Genomic DNA, 18,078 nt, shown 5'->3' with positions numbered 1-18,078 from the left:
AGGCAAAAAGCTTCACAATTTGCCGAAATTTGGATTCTGAAATTTTAGAACGGTAAATGTATTTGTTTTTCATCTGCATGATCATGATTTGAACACCAATTTATTTGGTTGTTCTTATCGTGACCCTAATTCAATAATTGATTTATTCAACTGTATTTGATTATTTAGCGATAATATTATTTGAAATTTTAAACGCCGCCTTTCGGACCATTGCCATCAAGTTGTTGCGTTTCCGAAAGTTCCGGTTTATTGCCGTCACCATCACTCTCTTTACCGTTTTCTTTTCCGTTCGTATTTTTCTTCTTTTTGATGAAATCGTATGCCATGGCGCCGACGAACAGAATAATCACACCAATGATAACGTTTTTGAATGTGAGGAACGTCACACGTTCCTCCATTTCCACGTTCATCTTAATGCTTGGTGAAATGTGTAAATCCCCATTTTCATCATAATATCGAACGTCTGAATTGATGCCATAGATTTTGGGCGTTGCTTTGGCGTCAGCTGTGATCGGATATTCAACCGTAATGGATTCACCGGGCGCCAAGTCTCCCAAATTTCTTTTGTTGCTGGCGGAGCTCAGCGGATACATCATATCGATTTTACATTCGGTGTCGTAAGCCGTTTTGTCGCCGGCGTTTGTGTACGTCACAGCGATCGTGTTCGTCGTCCCGTTTTTCAGCATGCCGTCAATGTTTGTAACTTCAAAAACCGGACTGGATTTGACAACAAACGGAATTTGGAGCGTCACCGTGTTTGTTTTGTATTCCTGAACATATTTGTCAGAATACAAATACGGTGTGGACAAGTTCATCAACTGCATATCCTTTGAATACGACGTGATCATGCGGGCATTGTCCGGATGTTCGTAATTGATCGTCATATTGATGTAATATGTCCCGGCCGGCGTGTTCGGACTGATTCTGATTGGCGCAGAAATCACATTGTAAGCACCGCTTTGCAGAGAAGCTAAGTACACATAATCCGAACCGGTTAACACTTCAATGTACGGACTGTCGCAGCTCATATTGATATTCAAAGCCTGCGCATTGACGCGATTGGCTTCGATTTGTCTTTCCGCATCGGCAAACTGTTTCATGCCGCCATAATATGCATTGTATTGGTTAAAACCCAGTAAATCGCTTTGGAGAATAACAGCAGTATTTCCATTAATACTGGCATTTGTATAGCCGACTTCGCCGGTACCGTTAACGACGGTAACAAGGGTACTGAGATTTCGTGCAGATATATTACCGGCACTGCCGACATATTCGATGCTTCTGACTTGTTTCAGCGTTCCTGTATTCGCGACGGCGAACTGGAGCGTGACGGAATCTCCTTTGCCGACTTCCTGATTGCCGACAAGCGATACGGACAGCTCCGGGTCGCCGAATCCTTGATAGAAGTCAACCGTGTCCGAGTTCATCACCGGCAGGAAACTGTACGGTGACGAGGCCGCGGACGCCGCCGGGCTGATTAAAATGATGAAGAGGACGGCCAGTGCAAATATGCCTGCCCGATCCATATTATTTTTACCGATCATTGGGTTGCCCCCGAATTTTTTCTGTTTTGAAGTGTGTGTTCTATTTTTTCTTTAAATTCTAAAATGGTTCCTTTGAGTCCCTTTTCTTTGATGCCGTCAAAGGTGAGCATGAGCGGCGGGAAGATCACGAACGATGCGAGCAGCGTCATCAACATGTTAATCACCGTCACAATTCCGAAACTGGAAATGATGCCGAACGCCGACGCCGTCAAGGCGAGGAATCCGAACGTCGTCGTGATGCCGGAAACCACCAGCGCAATACCTGTGTTTTTCACGGTTTTTCGCATGGCTTCAATCGGCGACAGCCCTTTGCCTTTTTCTTCATAGAACCGTTCCATCAACAGAATGGAATATTCCGATCCGGCGCCGAGAATCATACAGCCCATCACCGCCGTCATCGGGGTGTAGACGATATTAAAGGCGTACATGATCATACCGGACCAGCCGATCACAAGCGTAATGGTGATCAGAGGCGCGAAAGCCTTGACGAAGTCGCGGTAAATGACCAGAAGCGCGAAGAACACCAGCAGAAGACCCAGCATTGTTTGCTGGACGCGGCCGGATAAGAGCGAGTCCATCAATTCCGTGAAAGGAACGCTCTGTCCGGTAATGGTTGCGGTGGTTCCGGGCGGCAAAACGTGCCAGGTAATATCTTCCCGAATCAACGCGACGAACGACTTGACGCTCTCCATCGGCAGCGCGGAAAACGCGTCTCCCATCTGCAAATTGAGAAGCAGCATGGAGTTGCCGCGGGAATACTGTTCCATCGTTCCGGCCGGCAGTTGGTCGTAAATCGCGCGGATTTCTTCTTCCGTGTCCGGGATTGTGCCGCCGTTGTATTCTTTGACGACGTTGACGATGCTGTCGGCGCCGAGAACGTAAATCTGATTCTGCGTTTCATACGTGCCGAATTCGTCCATCCACTTGAGAACGTATGGCGACGCAATGTCTTCCGTCACAATCATGATGTTGATGGCGTCTGATCCGCCCATGACCGTGTTCATGTGATAGAAATCAACGAGTGCCGGCATGTCCTGCGGAATGTATTTGTTGGTGTCCGTTTCGGCCGGAATGGTCGAGTCGGCGTAAAAGCCCAACGCGCCGGTGATCAGCGCGACCATAAAGATGATTTTTTTGTGCTTGAGCGTAAAAGTGACGGTTTTGTTCAACGTCGCCGTAATGATGTTTTCCGGCGCTTCCGTTTCAACTCTGACGCCGGAAGCCGGTAAAACGTTGCCGGCGCCGTCAATGACGCATTGCTGTTTTTTAGATCCTTTCGGCAGCAAGAAGCTCTGAATTTTGTACGGCTTTCCGGTGGTTTGCTTTTTAATTTCCAGCTTTTCGGACAGTTTGTCCAGGAAATAAACGGACAAAACACCAAAGAACAAGGCTGCGGTGTAACAGCAGACACAGCCGATGATCAACAGTTTTCCGAAATCCTGAATCATCGGGATGGACGACGTCAACAGTGAAATAAAACTGACGCAAGTCACAACAAGCGCCGTTATGACGGCGGGACCCATGTATTTAAAGGTGGATATGACGGCTTCGCGCCGGGTTTCACATTCCCGCAGTTCTTCTTCAATACGGTTATGGAACTGAATCGCATAGTCAATACCCAGACCGATTAAAATCGGGAAGGCGGCAATCGACACCATGGTCATGTTAATGCCGGCAAAACCCATGAATCCGAACGTGAAGAGAATGCCCATCACCACGATGGCCAGCGGATACAGTCTCCACCGGACGCCTTTGAAAACAAAGACCAGGGCGACCAACATTAAAACGACGGCCAAAAACAATAAAATACCCATGCTGGACGACATTTCAACGTTCATGTCTCCCATCAGCGCGGCGTTGCCGGTCACGATAATATTATACTTCGGCGGGAAGCCGGCGAAGTTGACGGCGTCTTTCGTCGCGGCCAAGATGTCCGCTTTTTGTGTGTCGGTCAAGTTGCCGTACGTGACTAAAATGAGGGTGTGCGTGTCGTCGTAAATCAATGAGCTGAAGACGGACGGCGCGAGCTCAATCAAAGCGTCGACTTCTTCTTGAGTCGTTGGAATTTCCGCCCGCCCCGTCACACGTTCATTCATGATTTCGACGATTCCGGCCGCACTGGTAACAGAATCAACTCCGGAAACGTTGGTCATCATATCGGTAAAACGCATGGAGGCTCCCAAAACGGCCGGATCCGTGACGTCGGCGCCTTCAATCATAATCACAACGGATTCGTTACTGAAAGAACGCGTGTAAAGATCCAAATCTTGATACATTTTGGAATCTTTCTGAATATAGGTATCCATGCCGGAATACATTGTAATGGTGGTCATTCCGTACATGCTGACCAAAATTAAAATCAGGAAACCAAAGAAAACAAACCATCTCTTTGAAAACGTGATTTTCCCCACTTTTTCAAAAAGACTTGGCAATGATAATGACATAACTATCCTCTGTTATTTTTTATGAGAAAGATTTTGACAGAATGAATCGGAAGTATAAAACTTTTTTTTATCGATTTCTTATGTTTCTTACATTGTTTTATTTGACAAATTATATACAAATAATATTATTTGACAAACGTAATATATTTTAGATATTAAGTTTCCTTCCAATTGAATGAGAGATATATAATCATGTTGTTACCTGTGAGGTGACATTTTTGAATGTTAACTTATACAGAGTTTTATGTGGACAATAATCTTGGATGTTGTCTTTTAATTGTCCGATTATTTTGTTGTTACCTTTGTAGTAACATTTCAAAACAATCGATTAATTGTACAAAATGTATATAAATGTTGTTGTTACTTTTAGAGTAACAGATTTTTATTTATATATCAATTATAATATTGTCAATATTTGGATATTTTATTTAATTTGTTGTTACTTTTGAGGTAACATTTTTAAATATGGACTGATTTTTGACACATATGATTGATCAAGAATTAATTATCAGTTTAAAAAAAATCGGCTTTGTTGAAAACGAAGCCAAAGCCTATGTCGGGCTTGTTATTCTTCAGGAAGCAAGTGCGCGCGAATTACACGAATTTACGAACATTCCGCGCGCTAAAATCTATGAAGTTTTGAATCATTTGGTTGAAAAAAAATATGTGGATATTCTTCAAGGAACGCCGATCCATTACCGGGCGATTGAACCTGATGAAATGATTCGGATGATTCGGGATGAATTTGACGAAACGACTAATTTTTTGTTGGATTCTTTTGACCAAATGGAATTCGGTGAGTTCCAAAAATTGGATGAAGACACGATGTCGGTTTGGTATCTCAGAAGCGATTGGACCGTCCGGAATAAAGTCAAAGAAATGTTTGACAAAACCGACCGCAGTGCAATTATTGTTTGCCAGACGCCGGAAATTTTATTCAGCATTGAAGACATTTTAAAAGCGGCTCAAGAAAACGTTTCTATTTTGATTTTAGTGGACAATGTCAATGATTATGAAAAATTATCGCTAACGGTCAATGAAGTGCCGCCCAATCTTCTTTCCCTTTACAGCGATTTGATGGAAAACACAAGAACCAAAGACGGCTGTTTCATTTTTTCAAGTAATAAACAATTACTGGCTCTCAAATATAAAGACGGCAAATTAAACGGATTTTATCAAGAAAACACCGTGGTTAACTTTATTTATAAAACACTCAGTTACATGCTCTCTAATTTGGACTCGGTCGATATTCCCGAAAATTATCATCCAAGCATACCCTTATTGAAAAACGAACCGAAAAATTAAGCGGTAAAAACAAAAAAAGAGAATAAAATAAGAGAATAAAATAAAAAACAAAAGCAAGAAATAAAAAAACGATTAAAAAAATAATAAATTGAGAGCAGAAATAAGAGCGAATGAATGATAGAATGAAGATTTTGACATCAATACCACCGAAGAAACTAACGATAACGGCCATCGGAGCGTTTCTCGGTATCGCCACCGCAACTTTGTTGGCTTTTTACGCAAGCGTGCCTTTGCTGTTGGCATCGTTGGGTTCCTCAGCAGCTTTGGTTTATGGCGCGCCTGATTCTCCGGCCGCGCAGCCCAAGAGAGTGATTTTCGGCCAGTTTATTTCAGCCCTCGTGAGCATCAGTGTTTGTCAGATCCTGGGTTTTACATGGTATTCCGTAGCCATTGCCGTGGCTTTATCTGTCGTTGCCATGCTGCTGACGGATACTTTCCATCCACCGGGCAGCGCCACCGCTTTTACCTGTGTGATTGTAGAAGCGAATTTTGCCTTTGCCTTTGTCCCTGTTTTGTTGGGTTCAGTGATATTGGTATTGTGGGGATTAATCATAAAAAGGGTGACAGCGTCTCTTGAAAATAAAAAGACAGGCAATGAAAATGCAGCCAATGAAAACATCATCGATGGAACCACAACCAGTGAAAACATCATCAATGAAACTGCAGCCAATGGAAAGTGAAAAGACAATGTCCAGACAAAACCGAAAGAAAAACAAAGATTTGAGCAAAAAGATTGCTGAAGAAAGAATTCAACGGCTTTTCGAGCTGGCGCAGACAAATCAAGAAATTCATCCGGAGCGTGCGCAAAGATACATCACGCTGGCGCGCCTCATTTCCATGCGTTATAATGTGCGTTTGGACCGGGAACAAAAAAGAAGCGTGTGCAAACACTGCTACGCTTATTTGGTTCCGGGACGGAATTGCCGCATTCGGATCAAAAATGGGTTTGTTTTAACAACCTGTTTTGAATGCGGAAAGCAGCGTCGGATTCCGTATCATAGAAATGATGATAAAATTCAAAATGAATAAGTAAAATACGAAATGAAACACGTAAATAAAATGAAAAACGGTTCAGGGTTGAATGAACCGTTTGATCTTTTCAAATTCCATATTTCTAAAAGCGGAAGTAATCTTCATGTGAGAGGGGGATGAAACATCCCAACGGATCTCTTTTTTGCCGCCGGCAATAGCTTTCAGCAAACCATGCGCCAGCAGAATAATGGATAAGACATAATTTGCCGGAGACCATTTTCCGCTGAATGTGAGATAAATATCCAAACTGCCGTATGTCGCAAAGACAAAGGCGCCAACGACCCATGTCGTCATTACCAAATCGGCTGAATCAAACATTTTCATGAATAAAGTGACAAGGATAAATGAGATGAAATAACCGATAAACTTCAAGATAATAATGTAAGCGCTAATCGTCATAATGGAAATGACAATCTTTTTTAATGTACTTGCTTGATTCATTTTTTATTCCCTCGTTTCGTCTTTTAAATATTCTTTTAAATCCATTATGAAGAAGTATGCGCCGAATAATGTCAGCGAACAATACAAAAAGATTGAACCGATCATTGAAATCGCTTTCAAAAAGATCAAAGACAGCGAATTTTCCATGTCTAAACGAATCATGACATAAGTGCAAACATAATCCGCACCAGCCGCAAAGACAATACAAATAACGGCAACGAACATGGACATCGCAAATGTGATCACGATGAATAAATTGTATCCAACAGATCGGCGTAACCGGCGGTAAATTTTAATCCCAACCTGACAAATCCTTTCACTTATTTAATCATTTTTAATAGTTTATTTTCGATAAAAATCAGCACGTGTCTCGAATTTTACAAAACGAAAAAACATGGACAATATATATCCTTACTGATTTTTTCAAAATCGGCAACTTTAAATAGCGTTCATCAAGCTTTGCCGGAAACAGGTATTGGTTGATCGATTGATTGATTCTGCCCATATTTTGGATAAAATCTATATTCATAGACGGCAATTAGATTTTCATGCCCGAAATTTTATTCGACGATATCGGCAGTTTTCCGCTCCCGGTCGGCGTCACAAAAGAATTTGTCAGCAGCGCGGCCTTTAACCGCGACGGCGATGAAAAATTATTTCCTCTTCTCAACCAAGTTTTTGAGCAAAAAATCAATGCCGGCGTGCATGTTCCGAATTATTCTCAATTCAGGGACATGACGGAACAGTTTTTGCGCCCGATCCGGGATGAAAAGTGCTGCGACGGTCCGTTCAATCTGAAAGAAGAGTGCGCCGGAACGGTGGAAATGGACACCATTGACGCTTATTTTAAAGAAAAAAAGAAAAACGGCGGTCTTGACCAACTGAGCGAATGCGGCGAAAAACCGCTCGTGCGGATGTGCGTGACGGGGCCGACCGAACTTTATTTAAAAGAATTCGGCAGCGCCAACTATTCTGACGTTTACCAGCTGTTTGCCAAAGACGTGAACCTTTTTGTTCGAAACGCGATGAAGAAAGCGAAGCATTTCAAAATTCAAACCGTTTCTTTGGATGAGCCGAGCATCGGCATCAATCCGGAACTGTCGCTCGCCGCCGATGACATGATTTCGGCGATGACGACCGCGACCCGCGCCGCCGGCAAAAACGGCGCCGACGTTCAAATTCACATTCATTCGCCGCTTTATTATGATTTGGCCTGCGCAACGCCGACGATCAATGTCATCGGCATGGAATCGGCCGCAACGCCTTCTTACATGGATATGATTGACAAAAAAGTCCTGAGCGACACGGACACGTTCATCCGCGCCGGTATTTCCCGAACGGATATTTTCAACATGGCGGGCGTTCTCAACGAAAAATACGGCGGCAACGTCTGGAATAAGCCGGAGATTCTTCAAAAAATCGTGACGGACATGGAAACCCCCGAAGTCATTGAAAAGCGGTTGACCAATATTTCAAAATTGTTCGGCGACGCCGTCAAATACGCGGGTCCGGACTGCGGTCTCGGTTCCTGGCCGACGCAAGAGCTGGCGGCTGCGCTTTTGAAAAATACGGGTGTTGCGATTAACAAATTTAATCAAAAACAGAAGTAAGTGGAATATATTCTAAAAAACGAATTCATCTAAAAAACAAAAAAATAAAGAAAAAATGAAAATAAAAAAGAAGAAATTATTTGGTGAGAGCCTTCGGGGATCTCTTCAAGTATCTTCTTTTGTGGCCGGAAGAGGTAAATCTTTGTGCCGGTCCCGGGTGCGCTTTGGCGCTTAATCCGTTTTCGACTTTCTTTGCGTTTCCTTTTCTTCCTTTCACTTTAACCCAGATGATGCTGCCGGTTTTGCCCATAATCAAGCCTCCTAATTCGTATATATTTAATTTAATCGTTTATTTTAAGATGTGTGATTTGATAAATTTGATTTTTGAAATAAAGATTGCGTCAAACACATTCGTTTTGACAAAAACACGTTAATCGGTATCAAGTCCGCCGACTGATGAATAATTGATACGGTGTTCGCTAAACCTTTAAGGTTTGACTATAACGCCGTTTTAATGATATAAATCTTACGATTTTAAAACGGCAATATTTTTTTAAATTTTTTGCGTTTGCTTTCTCTCAAACCCGTAAATATTAAAACTTAAAAAACCTAAAGGAACCGGATCAAAAAATGAAAAAAATAGAATCGGATTTGGATTATTTCAACGGTGAGAAAAGCGCTCTTCTCGATTATCCGAAAGAGGATTTCATCGACGTGATCCGAGAGGTCGGTTTCGAATGCGATTTGTGCGGAAAATGCTGCACTCGAGCATTTAACGACCACGTTTTTCTACTGGACGCCGACGTGCGCCGGATTTTGGAAATCGATGAAAACAACAAAACCGCATTAATGCCGTCTCCCTACTTTGATTTTTGCGACCAGAACGGAAACTTTTACGTCTCCGGTTTTTGCCTGAAAACAAAAGGCGATGACGTTGGAACCTGCCATTTTTTAGAAAACGGACGATGCCGAATCTACGACAAACGCCCGCTCATTTGCCGGGTTTACCCGTACATGATTCACCGCGAATTTGACGACAAAGGAAATTACGATTGGCGCCAAATCAGCGGCCTCAACGAACACGGCCTTTATGAAGCGGAAATCAACACCGCAGAGGCTTCCGACATATATGATTTAGCATTTCAATATGAGAAAGAATATATTGAACAAGAGCAGCGTTTTTTAAAAGCCGTCGAAACGCATTTCGAAAAGAACAAACTCAAATTTGTTCAAAGAACTTATGATTTAAGAATGCGGGAATACGAAAAAGGAAGCGAAGTCACTGTTTTTGTCTATTATGACGGGAAATTTACCGAACGGAAAGCAAAAATCGAATCGGTAAAAACGGATTGATTATTTTGAGTGGCGGCCAACGCGCGCGCGTTATGGCAATCATTTTTTGTTTCGAGTTTTCAAAAACCAAAGAGTCGTTTTTTGAAGTTGTCGCGCAAGCCATCCCGCAAAATCAAACGCGATAGCGTTTGTATTTTGCGGATTCCGATCAGTAAGATGCATTGATTTGTAGGTACAGATTGCACCTGCAGTTCACTATTTTTTAAATTCCAATTTGCACCTACAGTTAATTATTTTTAAATTTCAGTTTGCACCTACTGTTTCTAACAATACAGTTATTTTCCTAATCCGATTTGCACCTGCTGTTCGCAATCCAAGTTGTATCTGTTCAGCGGTATCCGTAAAATACAAACGCTGTCGCGTTTGATTTTACGGGATGGTTTGATTGACATTTTCAAAAAACCGTCCCTGGTTTTCAAAAACGCAAAATGAAAATGTATCGCCATAACGCGCGCCCGGCGCCCGAAAAGAAAAACAGAAACAAAAAATAAGAAATAAAACGGAAATGAATTAAAAATAAATTGAAAAGTAAAATGAGAAATAAAAAAAGGGAAACTGAAAACAGTTTCCCGAAAATTGTGATACAAACGCATTAGCTGCTGCGTGTCAACATAACTTCTGCGGTTTCCGGCTTGTAAACCCAGTCCATCGGCAGAACTTTTGTGCTGTGGTAGTATTTCACAAGTCTTCTGATCTTGGATTCCGTCAATTGAAGGGATCTTTTGTTGTGCAAGTCCTTCTTGTTGGCGGCCAAGTGTTTGCGAAGACCCAAGGCTTTGATGATGAGGTTGGCCAAGTCTTCCGGAATGTGGGAGTTCACTTGGTTGTCCTTGAGAATTTGAGTGATTTTTTTGCCGGTTAAGAGCTTCACATCGCCGACGCCGTATTGGTCTCTCAAAATCATGCCGATTTGGCTGGTGGAGATACCTTGTTTCCACAATTCAAGGATGATTTTGGTGGCGTCTTCAGATGAAACATTGACCCATTCCGGGACTTCGGTTCTGAGCGGCTTTTTCGAGCCTGCTTGACCCTTTCTTTTGGTGTGCATTTTTGCCATATTTGTCAACTCCGAATAACCGCTACTTCGAAAAGTCATGTTCAAAAAAAGCCGGCAAAGGCCCTTTGCAACAATTATTTCTTCGCGCGTTATTGTGTCGAAAATGAATCAAAATAAGAAATAAATTGAATCAAAATCGCAACACCTCCAAACACGGACATGGTATATAAATCTTCGGAGATGACATTCCAAAATAAAAACAGAAACAGAAACACCAACGCAAATAACAGCACAACCGGCAACACACCCAACAGCACAAATCATCAGACAGGCAAAGACTGTCCCGCAAACAAATTGTCATGTTTATTCGAGTCTTTAAAAAATAAAATTGGATGAACAAACTACAAATATATCCTCTTACTAGGGAAGAAACAAAATGGATAAAATTAAAATCATTTTCAAAATCGGAGCCTTACTTTATGAACGCTGAAACGGAACAAAAAAAATCGGAAGAAGAACTTCAAGCAGAACAAATTATACAGGAAAACGCTGCCCAAAAAATGGAAAAGCAATATAAAGAGCAAGCCAAACTGGTGAAACCGGAACAACAAGCTCAACAAACACAGCAAACTCAGCAATCCCAAAAAGATCAGCCGACTGCAGAAAATGCGCAAAAAGATTCCGACTGGTATGCCGATGAAAAAGGACCCGACACGGAAAAAATGACGAAAGGCGTTGCCGACCTTCTCGGAAACCCGAAAAAAGCGTTGATTAAGATTTCAATTCCCGTCATGGTCGCCCTTGTTTTCCAAGCCGTTTACAACTTAGTGGACACGTTTTGGGTGGCCGGACTCGGCGAAGAAGCGTTGGCTGCCGTCGGATTGGTTTTCCCGTTCTTCCTCGGACTGATGGCGCTCGCCACCGGCGTCGGTGTCGGCGCCGGCTCTGCGATTTCCCGGTCCATCGGCGCCAAAGACAAAAAGAAAGCCGACAATTTCGCGACGCACGCCATTGTTTTGGGCGTCATTCTCAGCTTTGTCTGTTGGCTGGCAATCCCGATCATGAAACCGATCTTTTCATTGATGGGCGCCGACGCCTCGTTAGCGAGCGTGGCCGCCGGTTACATCAATATTTTCATCGTCTCTGTGATCTTTATCTTCTTGCTCAACATCGGCAACTCGATTCTCAACAGCGAAGGCAATTCCAGAAAAACCATGTTCGCCACAATTGCCGGCGCGCTTTTGAACTGTGTCTTGGACCCGATTTTTATCTATGACTGGGGACTTGGTCTCGGCGTCAACGGCGCCGCATACGCCAGTGTCGTTTCATTTGCCGTTTCCATGTTAATGGTCATGTACTGGCTGCTGATTGAGAGAAAAACATACGTCACCATCACCCTCCGCAAATTCAAATTCGATATGAGTATCGTCAAAGAAATCTTTTCAGTCGGTATCCCGGTGATGATTTCACAGCTGACCATGTCGATTTCAACCATCTTTTTGAGTGCCATCGTTCTCAACGTCGGCGGAACAAGCGGCGCTGCGATTTACACAACCGGCTGGCGTATTGTTTCCATGGGCATTATGCCGATGCTGGGTTTCGCCACCGGAATGACCACCATGGCCGGTGTTTCTTACGGCGGCCACGACATCAAAAAGCTCAAAGACGTCTACTACTTCGCCATTATGTTCGGCATGGCGCTTGAACTCATCATCGCAATCTTAATCTTCGTGTTCGCCGAACCGATCGCCGCCGTATTTGCGACCGGCGAATCGCTTCACTTGCACGACAGCATCGTGGAATTCTTGAGGTACATGTTCCTCTTGTTCCTGTTCTTCCCGGCCGGCATGCTGACGTCGTCCATGCTTCAAGGGCTACGGATGGGAAAATGGTCGCTGGCGCTCACGCTTTTGCGAACGATTGTCTTTGAGGTGCCGTTTGCCTACCTGCTCAGCATCACCTTCGGATACGGTTTGGTCGGCGTCTGGATCGGCCTTCTGGTCGGCGATTTCCTGATGATGGTCGTCAGTTTCACCTTCGGAAATTTAATCATCAAGAAATTGAAGCACCGGTTCAAAGAGACCGGTCTGGCTTCAATGCCGGCTCCGGCGGCTGCCAAATAAAACCGGCATCCTGTTCATGATTTGTAAAAACATGTTGCTGTAACGCGCGCGACGGCGCATCCGGCAACAAACAAAACAGCAAGTCGTGAGAACAAATAATCAAAACAGAATTTTTAAAAGATAAAACCGTCATAACAAACGGAAATGTAAAAAATAAAAACAGAAAATAAGAGACAAGCGTCTCTTATTTTTTAATCTTTTTTTCAATATTTATTCAAATTGACCATGCTTACGCTTTAACTTCCGGCACAATGAGGTTGCTCAAAATGCCCATGGATTTGAGAAGCGCTGAAATTTCATTGTACGCCAAGTAAACTTCGACCTGAGCGATGTTGGAACCGTCAAGACGCGGTTCGGCGGCAATCCAAATCTCTTGTTCGTCTTGACCGCGGGAAATCGACGGGCAGGACAAAAGGTCGCCGTGGGTCAAACGGTAGACGGTGTTTCTTCCGGCCGATGTGAACCAAGCGGTGTTGTTTTTGGTGAGCTCGTCCGTGAAGCGTTCCCAGTTGAGCGGCGCAGAGGCTTTGACTTCGAGGTGAAGGCTTTCGCGTTCGCCGGTGGTCTCAATTTTGAGCGCCTTTTGGTAGGATTGGTATTCATCCGATTTCTCGTTGACTTGAGACACTTCGTCGCGTTCCAATTTTTTAGCTTCGTCCGGGAAGAACGGGGCCAAGTTGTAAACGGAGGACGGTTTGGTCATCAAAGAAACAACAACCAACGTGACGGCACTGAGCGCCATACCGAGAATCACGCCGTGGCAGGTGAAAACCGGGCTGATGGTTTCCAAATAATAGACGCCGCTGGCATTGGTTCCCATGTAAAGGTCAATGGCCACCATCGCGAATTCAGCAACAAAACCAACAACTAACGAAGCGGTTGCACCTTCTTTGGTGGCGCGTTTCCAGTAAAGGCCGCCCATTAAAGGGAAGAAATACGCAGCGCTTGCAATGTAGGTTGCGATGTGGATGAATTCAATGATGTTGATCGGAAGGAATGAAACAATCGTGGCGCCGACGATGATGATCAAAACGGCGATTCTGTTGACGATTTTCAAATCCTTCATGGTGGCGTCCGGCTTGAGGTATCTCTGGTAAAGGTCGCGAGAGATGGTGGATCCGCCGGAGGTGGAGAATGTGTCCGTACAGGACATGGCGGCGGCCGTGAGACCGAGAGCGCTGGCGATGATGATCGGCGCGCCAAAGTTGTCCGAGATGAAACGAAGCATAGCGACTTCAGCGCCGCCCATGTTCGTGATGTCCGGATACAGGTACCGGAGACCGAGACCCAAGAGACAGCAGGTGACACCGAAAATCAAAAGCATCAAGAAGGAACCGAAGAAGAAACCGTTCCGCGCGGATTTTTCATCGCGGGCGGCCCAGACTTTCTGCCATTGGTCGTGTTCGGAAACCCAACCCGGCATGATGGCGATACAGAAGATCAAAATCATCGGAATGCCGATGGAGAGCGGATTCCACCAACCGGCGGGTGCGGACGTCGTGATGAAGTCGCCGATGGAAAGCGCACCCATGTCGCTGGCCGAGAAGAGAACGGCGATTGCGATGAAAATGGTGATGCCGGCCAACATGAGATATTGGATGACGTCGGTCCAAACGACGGCGGAAAGACCGCCGAGAAGCACGTAAATGGAAACGGAAACGGCGATGAGAACAGCCGCAAAGAGCGGATCAAAGCCGAAGAAAACGCCGAAAATGAGAGAAAGACCGGAAATATCGGCGGCAGCGAAAAGGATCATGACGATTGAAATGATCACCGCAACCGGACCCCGGATGGAGCCGGCGTATCTTTGTTCTAAGAGTTCGGGTTGTGTGATGGCCGGTAAGCTTTTGATTTTCGTGACCAAAAGACCGATCAAAAAGAGTGCGATCACGTTCGGAGCTGCAAAGGTCCAGATGGAGCCGAGTCCGCCGAGCAAGTACATGGCCGTCACGGCTAAAATGCCGCCGCCCGTAATCCAAGACGCTGCCGACGCGAAGCCGAGCGGAAGAGCGCCAAGCTTTCTTCCGGCCAACCAAAAGTCGACAACGGTTTTCTGTTTCTTGTTGAAATACCAGCCGATCGCCACCAGGACAACCAGGTAAGCGGCCAGCGTGATTCCAAAACCGATAACCAAATTTGAAACCATGAAATTCACCTAAAATATAATTCGAAATAGATTGATAAGAACGATATAAACGAATACGGATATCGTTTTTTAAGAACCGTTTTGTCGGCAAAACTCAATTCATTTCAATAACCAAGAACCGCGACAAGTACGACAAATCCTCTTTAAACTTGAAAGCAATTATAGAAACGTTAGCAGACAGATATGAACGGTTTTATTCAACGGTTGATTGAAACAAATTTACAGTTTTGCATAATTATATTACATATGACCATTATTTCTAACAAAATTGTTTGAAAAATAGATATGCAAAAACAAAATGGAAAATCGTTATAAAATAATAAATAGATTTTGATAAAAGTCCGCTACATATCAAAATTATATTTTTGAAGTGATGAATATATTCAAAAAATTGATCGGAAATATTGAAAAATCAATCAAAAATATTGAAAAAAATAAAATCCAAAAGACAAATGGGGAAAAAATGTCGGAACAAGCAGCATCGGAAGCAAAAAAATTCAGTTACCGGCAGGAAGTCAAAAGAAAACTGCTTCACATGACGTCTTTTGTTTTTGTGATTTTCATTTATCTGACGACAAAACAAACCGCATGTCTCGTTATTGGTTTTTTGTTCGTCGCGCTTGTCGCGGCCGAACAGCTTTGCCGCATGTTTCCGGCGCTCAACAACATTAAAATCAGATTTTTCTCATCGGTGCTGCGTGAAAATGAAAAATCCGGAAACGTGAGTTCCGTTTGGTTTTTGCTGGGTTGTTTCCTTTCCGTCCTCCTTTTTTCAAAAGAAGTCGCCATGATCGGCATCACCATTTTGATTTTCGGCGACGCGTTCGCCGCCTTGATCGGAAAACGGTTCGGAAAGCACAAATTTAAAAATGGAAAATCGCTGGAAGGAACCCTCGGTTTTATCGGCGTCTCGATCATATTTTTGATTGCTTACTTTTTCATTTTGGATCTGACCATGAGTTTCACACTGATGGCAGCTGTTTCAATTATTGCGGCGTCCATCGTTGAAATTTATACCAAACAGCTGAAACTGGATGACAATCTGACCATCCCGCTAACGTTTGGATTTTCAATGTGGATTCTAACGTGGATTTTCGGAATTGCCGCGGCAATGATTTGAATTTAAAATTTTACTTTTAATTTCAGTTCTAATCAGACTGCTATCTTTTTTAATCTCATTTTTAATTTTTGATTTCAAGCAAACCGCCATCCGTTTTTAATTTTCAACTCCAAGCAAACCATCCCGCAAAATCAGATGCGATAGCATCTGTATTTTGCGGATACCGCTCAGCAGATTCAGGTTGAGTGGTGAACTGCAGGTACAAATCGGATTAGGAAAATAACTGTATTTGGAAACGATAGATGCAATCTGAAATCTAAAAACAGTCAACTGTAGATACAATCTGAAATCTAAAAATAGTTAACTGCAGGTACAATCTGTAATCTGAAAACAGTAGCTGTAATCAGACTGTAAATTGGAGTGTATCTGCTGATAGAATTCCGCAAAATACAGACGCAAAGCGTCTGATTTTGCGGGGCGGTTTGCTTGATGTTGAAAAAAACCAAACATGCCGTTTTTGAAAACTCAAAACAAAAAATGATCGCCATAACGCGCGCGGCGGCGGCGCGCAAAAAAACAAAAACAGAAAAGAAAAATGAAAGAAAAGGATTAAAGAACCCCTTTCGTGCTTTTAATCGAATCGCTTTCAATTACAGTTGCCCGTTTCATGGCGTATGCGAACGCCTTAAAAAGCGCTTCAATTTTGTGGTGGTCGTTGTCGCCTTCCGCCTTCATATTCAAATTGATACCGGACGACATGGCAAACGATTCAAAGAAATGCTTTGTCATCTGTGTGCTGTAATCGCCGACGGTCGGCGCGAAAAAATCGGCTTTGAAGACAAGGAATCCGCGGCCGCCGATGTCAAGCGCCACTTCGGCGAGGGAATCATCCATCGGAATCCGGGCTTCACCGAAACGTGCGATGCCGCGCTTGTCGCCGAGCGCTTCCGCCATCACTTTTCCGAGAACAATGCCGGCGTCTTCCACCAAGTGGTGGCCGTCCACATGCAAATCGCCGATGGCTTTGACGGTTAAATTGTAACCGGAGTGGCGGGAAAACGCGTCCAGCATGTGGTCAAAAAAACCGATGCCGGTTTGGATATCGGAAATGCCGGTTCCATCTAAATTAATGTCAATTTTAATGTCTGTCTCTTTCGTTTTTCTCGAAAAAGACGCTGTTCTGGCTTTTGATGTCATAATTTAATCATACCGTCCAAAGTATTAAACATTTAACCAAATGTCAACCGTCAACTGTCAGTCAACCGTCAGTAACAATTGTCAGCAAACTCAAACATCCGACTTGAGCGCCGAAATCGCATCCTCAAGCGTAAATTTGTTTGTGTAAAGCGCGCTGCCGACCACGGCGCCGTAAGCGCCGATTTTTTTCAATTTGAATAAATCGTCAATGGTTGTCACACCGCCGGACGCAATCACCGGAATCGTGACCGAATCGACCAACTCTTTCGTCGGATTTGTGTCGACGCCCTTCAATAAGCCTTCCGAATCAATATTGGTAAACAAAATGTAGCCGGCGCCGAGATCTTCAAACTTCTTGCCGACGTCAACCGCTTTCTCTTTGGAAATTTCCGTCCAGCCTTCAATCGCCACATACCCGTTTTTGGAATCAAGGCCCACAACGACCGATTCTTTTCCGAAACTGGCCGACACATCACGAACGATCTGCGGGTTTTTCATGGCGACCGTGCTCAAAATGACGCGGTCGGCGCCAAGCGATAACAGATGAGCGGCGTCTTCAAAAGAGCGGATGCCGCCACCGATTTGAATTTGAACGCCGAGCGGTTTGGCGCGGGAAACAATGTCTTCGATGATCGGACCGTTGCGCCGTTTGCCTTCAAAAGCGCCGTCGAGGTCGACGAGGTGAAGCGTTTTGGCACCTTTGCCGACCCAGGAAAGAGCGACGGCGGCCGGGTCGTCCAAGGAAACCATTTCGCTTCCGGGAACGCCCTGAACCAACTGAACGCATTTTCCGTTTTTCATATCAACGGCGGGAATAATTTCAAAAACCATATTTGGATCCTCCGGTTTTTTGTTTTTTGTTTTTTAGCTTTTCGATTCTTGATTG

General features: G+C 44.0%; 16 protein-coding genes and 1 pseudogene. 7 read left to right on the top strand and 10 right to left on the bottom strand.

Going from position 1 to position 18,078, the window contains the following annotated elements:
• The 3 genes and pseudogenes from MsAg5_RS09360 to MsAg5_RS09350 form a co-directional block, all read right to left on the bottom strand.
• A pseudogene (locus tag MsAg5_RS09360) lies at nt 1-79 on the bottom strand (IS1595 family transposase); the annotation flags it as partial.
• Between the two features lie 109 nt (nt 80-188).
• Nucleotides 189-1,544 (bottom strand): COG1361 S-layer family protein, encoded by a 1,356-nt coding sequence (locus MsAg5_RS09355; RefSeq protein WP_338100368.1) that lies wholly within the window; start codon nt 1,542-1,544, stop codon nt 189-191.
• Nucleotides 1,541-3,988 carry a hydrophobe/amphiphile efflux-3 (HAE3) family transporter gene (locus MsAg5_RS09350; protein WP_338100367.1) on the bottom strand — a complete coding sequence of 816 codons (2,448 nt, stop codon included), beginning with the start codon at nt 3,986-3,988 and terminating at the stop codon, nt 1,541-1,543. The genes MsAg5_RS09355 and MsAg5_RS09350 overlap by 4 nt, the downstream gene beginning before the upstream one ends.
• Before the next feature lie 486 nt (nt 3,989-4,474).
• Between MsAg5_RS09350 and MsAg5_RS09345 the strand changes: the two genes are divergently transcribed.
• From MsAg5_RS09345 to MsAg5_RS09335, 3 genes are all read left to right on the top strand, one after another.
• Nucleotides 4,475-5,293, top strand: a complete 819-nt coding sequence (locus MsAg5_RS09345; protein WP_338100366.1) for a TrmB family transcriptional regulator — start codon at nt 4,475-4,477, stop codon at nt 5,291-5,293.
• A gap of 110 nt (nt 5,294-5,403) precedes the next feature.
• A complete protein-coding gene (locus MsAg5_RS09340; RefSeq protein ID WP_338100365.1) occupies nt 5,404-5,973 on the top strand; it encodes an HPP family protein in 570 nt (189 codons plus the stop codon).
• A gap of 7 nt (nt 5,974-5,980) precedes the next feature.
• Nucleotides 5,981-6,322 (top strand): ribonuclease P protein component 4, encoded by a 342-nt coding sequence (locus MsAg5_RS09335; protein ID WP_338100364.1) that lies wholly within the window; start codon nt 5,981-5,983, stop codon nt 6,320-6,322.
• A gap of 42 nt (nt 6,323-6,364) precedes the next feature.
• Here MsAg5_RS09335 and MsAg5_RS09330 read toward each other — a convergent pair whose 3' ends face one another.
• The gene (locus tag MsAg5_RS09330; protein ID WP_338100363.1) at nt 6,365-6,766 is read right to left on the bottom strand and encodes a hypothetical protein; all 402 of its coding nucleotides are present in this window, start codon (nt 6,764-6,766) and stop codon (nt 6,365-6,367) included.
• A 3-nt stretch (nt 6,767-6,769) separates the two neighbouring features.
• On the bottom strand, nt 6,770-7,012 hold the full coding sequence (locus MsAg5_RS09325; protein ID WP_338100362.1) for a hypothetical protein: 243 nt from the start codon (nt 7,010-7,012) through the stop codon (nt 6,770-6,772).
• Between the two features lie 302 nt (nt 7,013-7,314).
• On the opposite strand from MsAg5_RS09325, the gene MsAg5_RS09320 reads away from it, so the two are divergent.
• Nucleotides 7,315-8,376 (top strand): methionine synthase, encoded by a 1,062-nt coding sequence (locus tag MsAg5_RS09320; RefSeq protein WP_338100361.1) that lies wholly within the window; start codon nt 7,315-7,317, stop codon nt 8,374-8,376.
• A 76-nt stretch (nt 8,377-8,452) separates the two neighbouring features.
• Here the strand turns inward: MsAg5_RS09320 and MsAg5_RS09315 are convergent, their stop codons facing one another.
• Complete coding sequence (locus tag MsAg5_RS09315; protein ID WP_338100360.1) at nt 8,453-8,626, bottom strand: DUF5350 domain-containing protein; 174 nt, start codon at nt 8,624-8,626, stop codon at nt 8,453-8,455.
• A 320-nt stretch (nt 8,627-8,946) separates the two neighbouring features.
• On the opposite strand from MsAg5_RS09315, the gene MsAg5_RS09310 reads away from it, so the two are divergent.
• Entirely contained in the window at nt 8,947-9,669 is a 723-nt protein-coding gene (locus tag MsAg5_RS09310) for a YkgJ family cysteine cluster protein (protein WP_338100358.1), read from the top strand.
• 592 nt (nt 9,670-10,261) lie between these two features.
• Here MsAg5_RS09310 and MsAg5_RS09305 read toward each other — a convergent pair.
• Nucleotides 10,262-10,726 (bottom strand): 30S ribosomal protein S15, encoded by a 465-nt coding sequence (locus MsAg5_RS09305; protein ID WP_338100357.1) that lies wholly within the window; start codon nt 10,724-10,726, stop codon nt 10,262-10,264.
• A 419-nt stretch (nt 10,727-11,145) separates the two neighbouring features.
• On the opposite strand from MsAg5_RS09305, the gene MsAg5_RS09300 reads away from it, so the two are divergent.
• Nucleotides 11,146-12,789: an MATE family efflux transporter gene (locus tag MsAg5_RS09300; protein WP_338100356.1), complete on the top strand. Its 1,644-nt coding sequence runs from the start codon at nt 11,146-11,148 to the stop codon at nt 12,787-12,789.
• Between the two features lie 229 nt (nt 12,790-13,018).
• On the opposite strand, the gene MsAg5_RS09295 is transcribed toward MsAg5_RS09300, so the two are convergent.
• A complete protein-coding gene (locus MsAg5_RS09295; RefSeq protein ID WP_338100355.1) occupies nt 13,019-14,935 on the bottom strand; it encodes a sodium:solute symporter family protein in 1,917 nt (638 codons plus the stop codon).
• Nucleotides 14,936-15,398: 463 nt separating this feature from the next.
• On the opposite strand from MsAg5_RS09295, the gene MsAg5_RS09290 reads away from it, so the two are divergent.
• Entirely contained in the window at nt 15,399-16,055 is a 657-nt protein-coding gene (locus MsAg5_RS09290) for a diacylglycerol/polyprenol kinase family protein (RefSeq protein ID WP_338100354.1), read from the top strand.
• Nucleotides 16,056-16,604: 549 nt separating this feature from the next.
• On the opposite strand, the gene hisB is transcribed toward MsAg5_RS09290, so the two are convergent.
• Together hisB and hisA are read right to left on the bottom strand one after the other, a co-directional pair.
• On the bottom strand, nt 16,605-17,192 hold the full coding sequence (gene hisB / locus MsAg5_RS09285) for an imidazoleglycerol-phosphate dehydratase HisB (protein ID WP_338100353.1): 588 nt from the start codon (nt 17,190-17,192) through the stop codon (nt 16,605-16,607).
• A 90-nt stretch (nt 17,193-17,282) separates the two neighbouring features.
• On the bottom strand, nt 17,283-18,023 hold the full coding sequence (gene hisA / locus MsAg5_RS09280) for a 1-(5-phosphoribosyl)-5-[(5-phosphoribosylamino)methylideneamino]imidazole-4-carboxamide isomerase (protein WP_338100352.1): 741 nt from the start codon (nt 18,021-18,023) through the stop codon (nt 17,283-17,285).
• Nucleotides 18,024-18,078: the final 55 nt, after the last annotated feature.

The sequence above is a fragment of the Methanolapillus africanus genome (assembly GCF_032714475.1).
Taxonomy (GTDB): Archaea; Halobacteriota; Methanosarcinia; order Methanosarcinales; family Methanosarcinaceae; genus Methanolapillus; species Methanolapillus africanus.
Note: the sequence above shows the minus strand (reverse complement) of the source record. Positions and strands in the feature narration are given on the sequence as shown.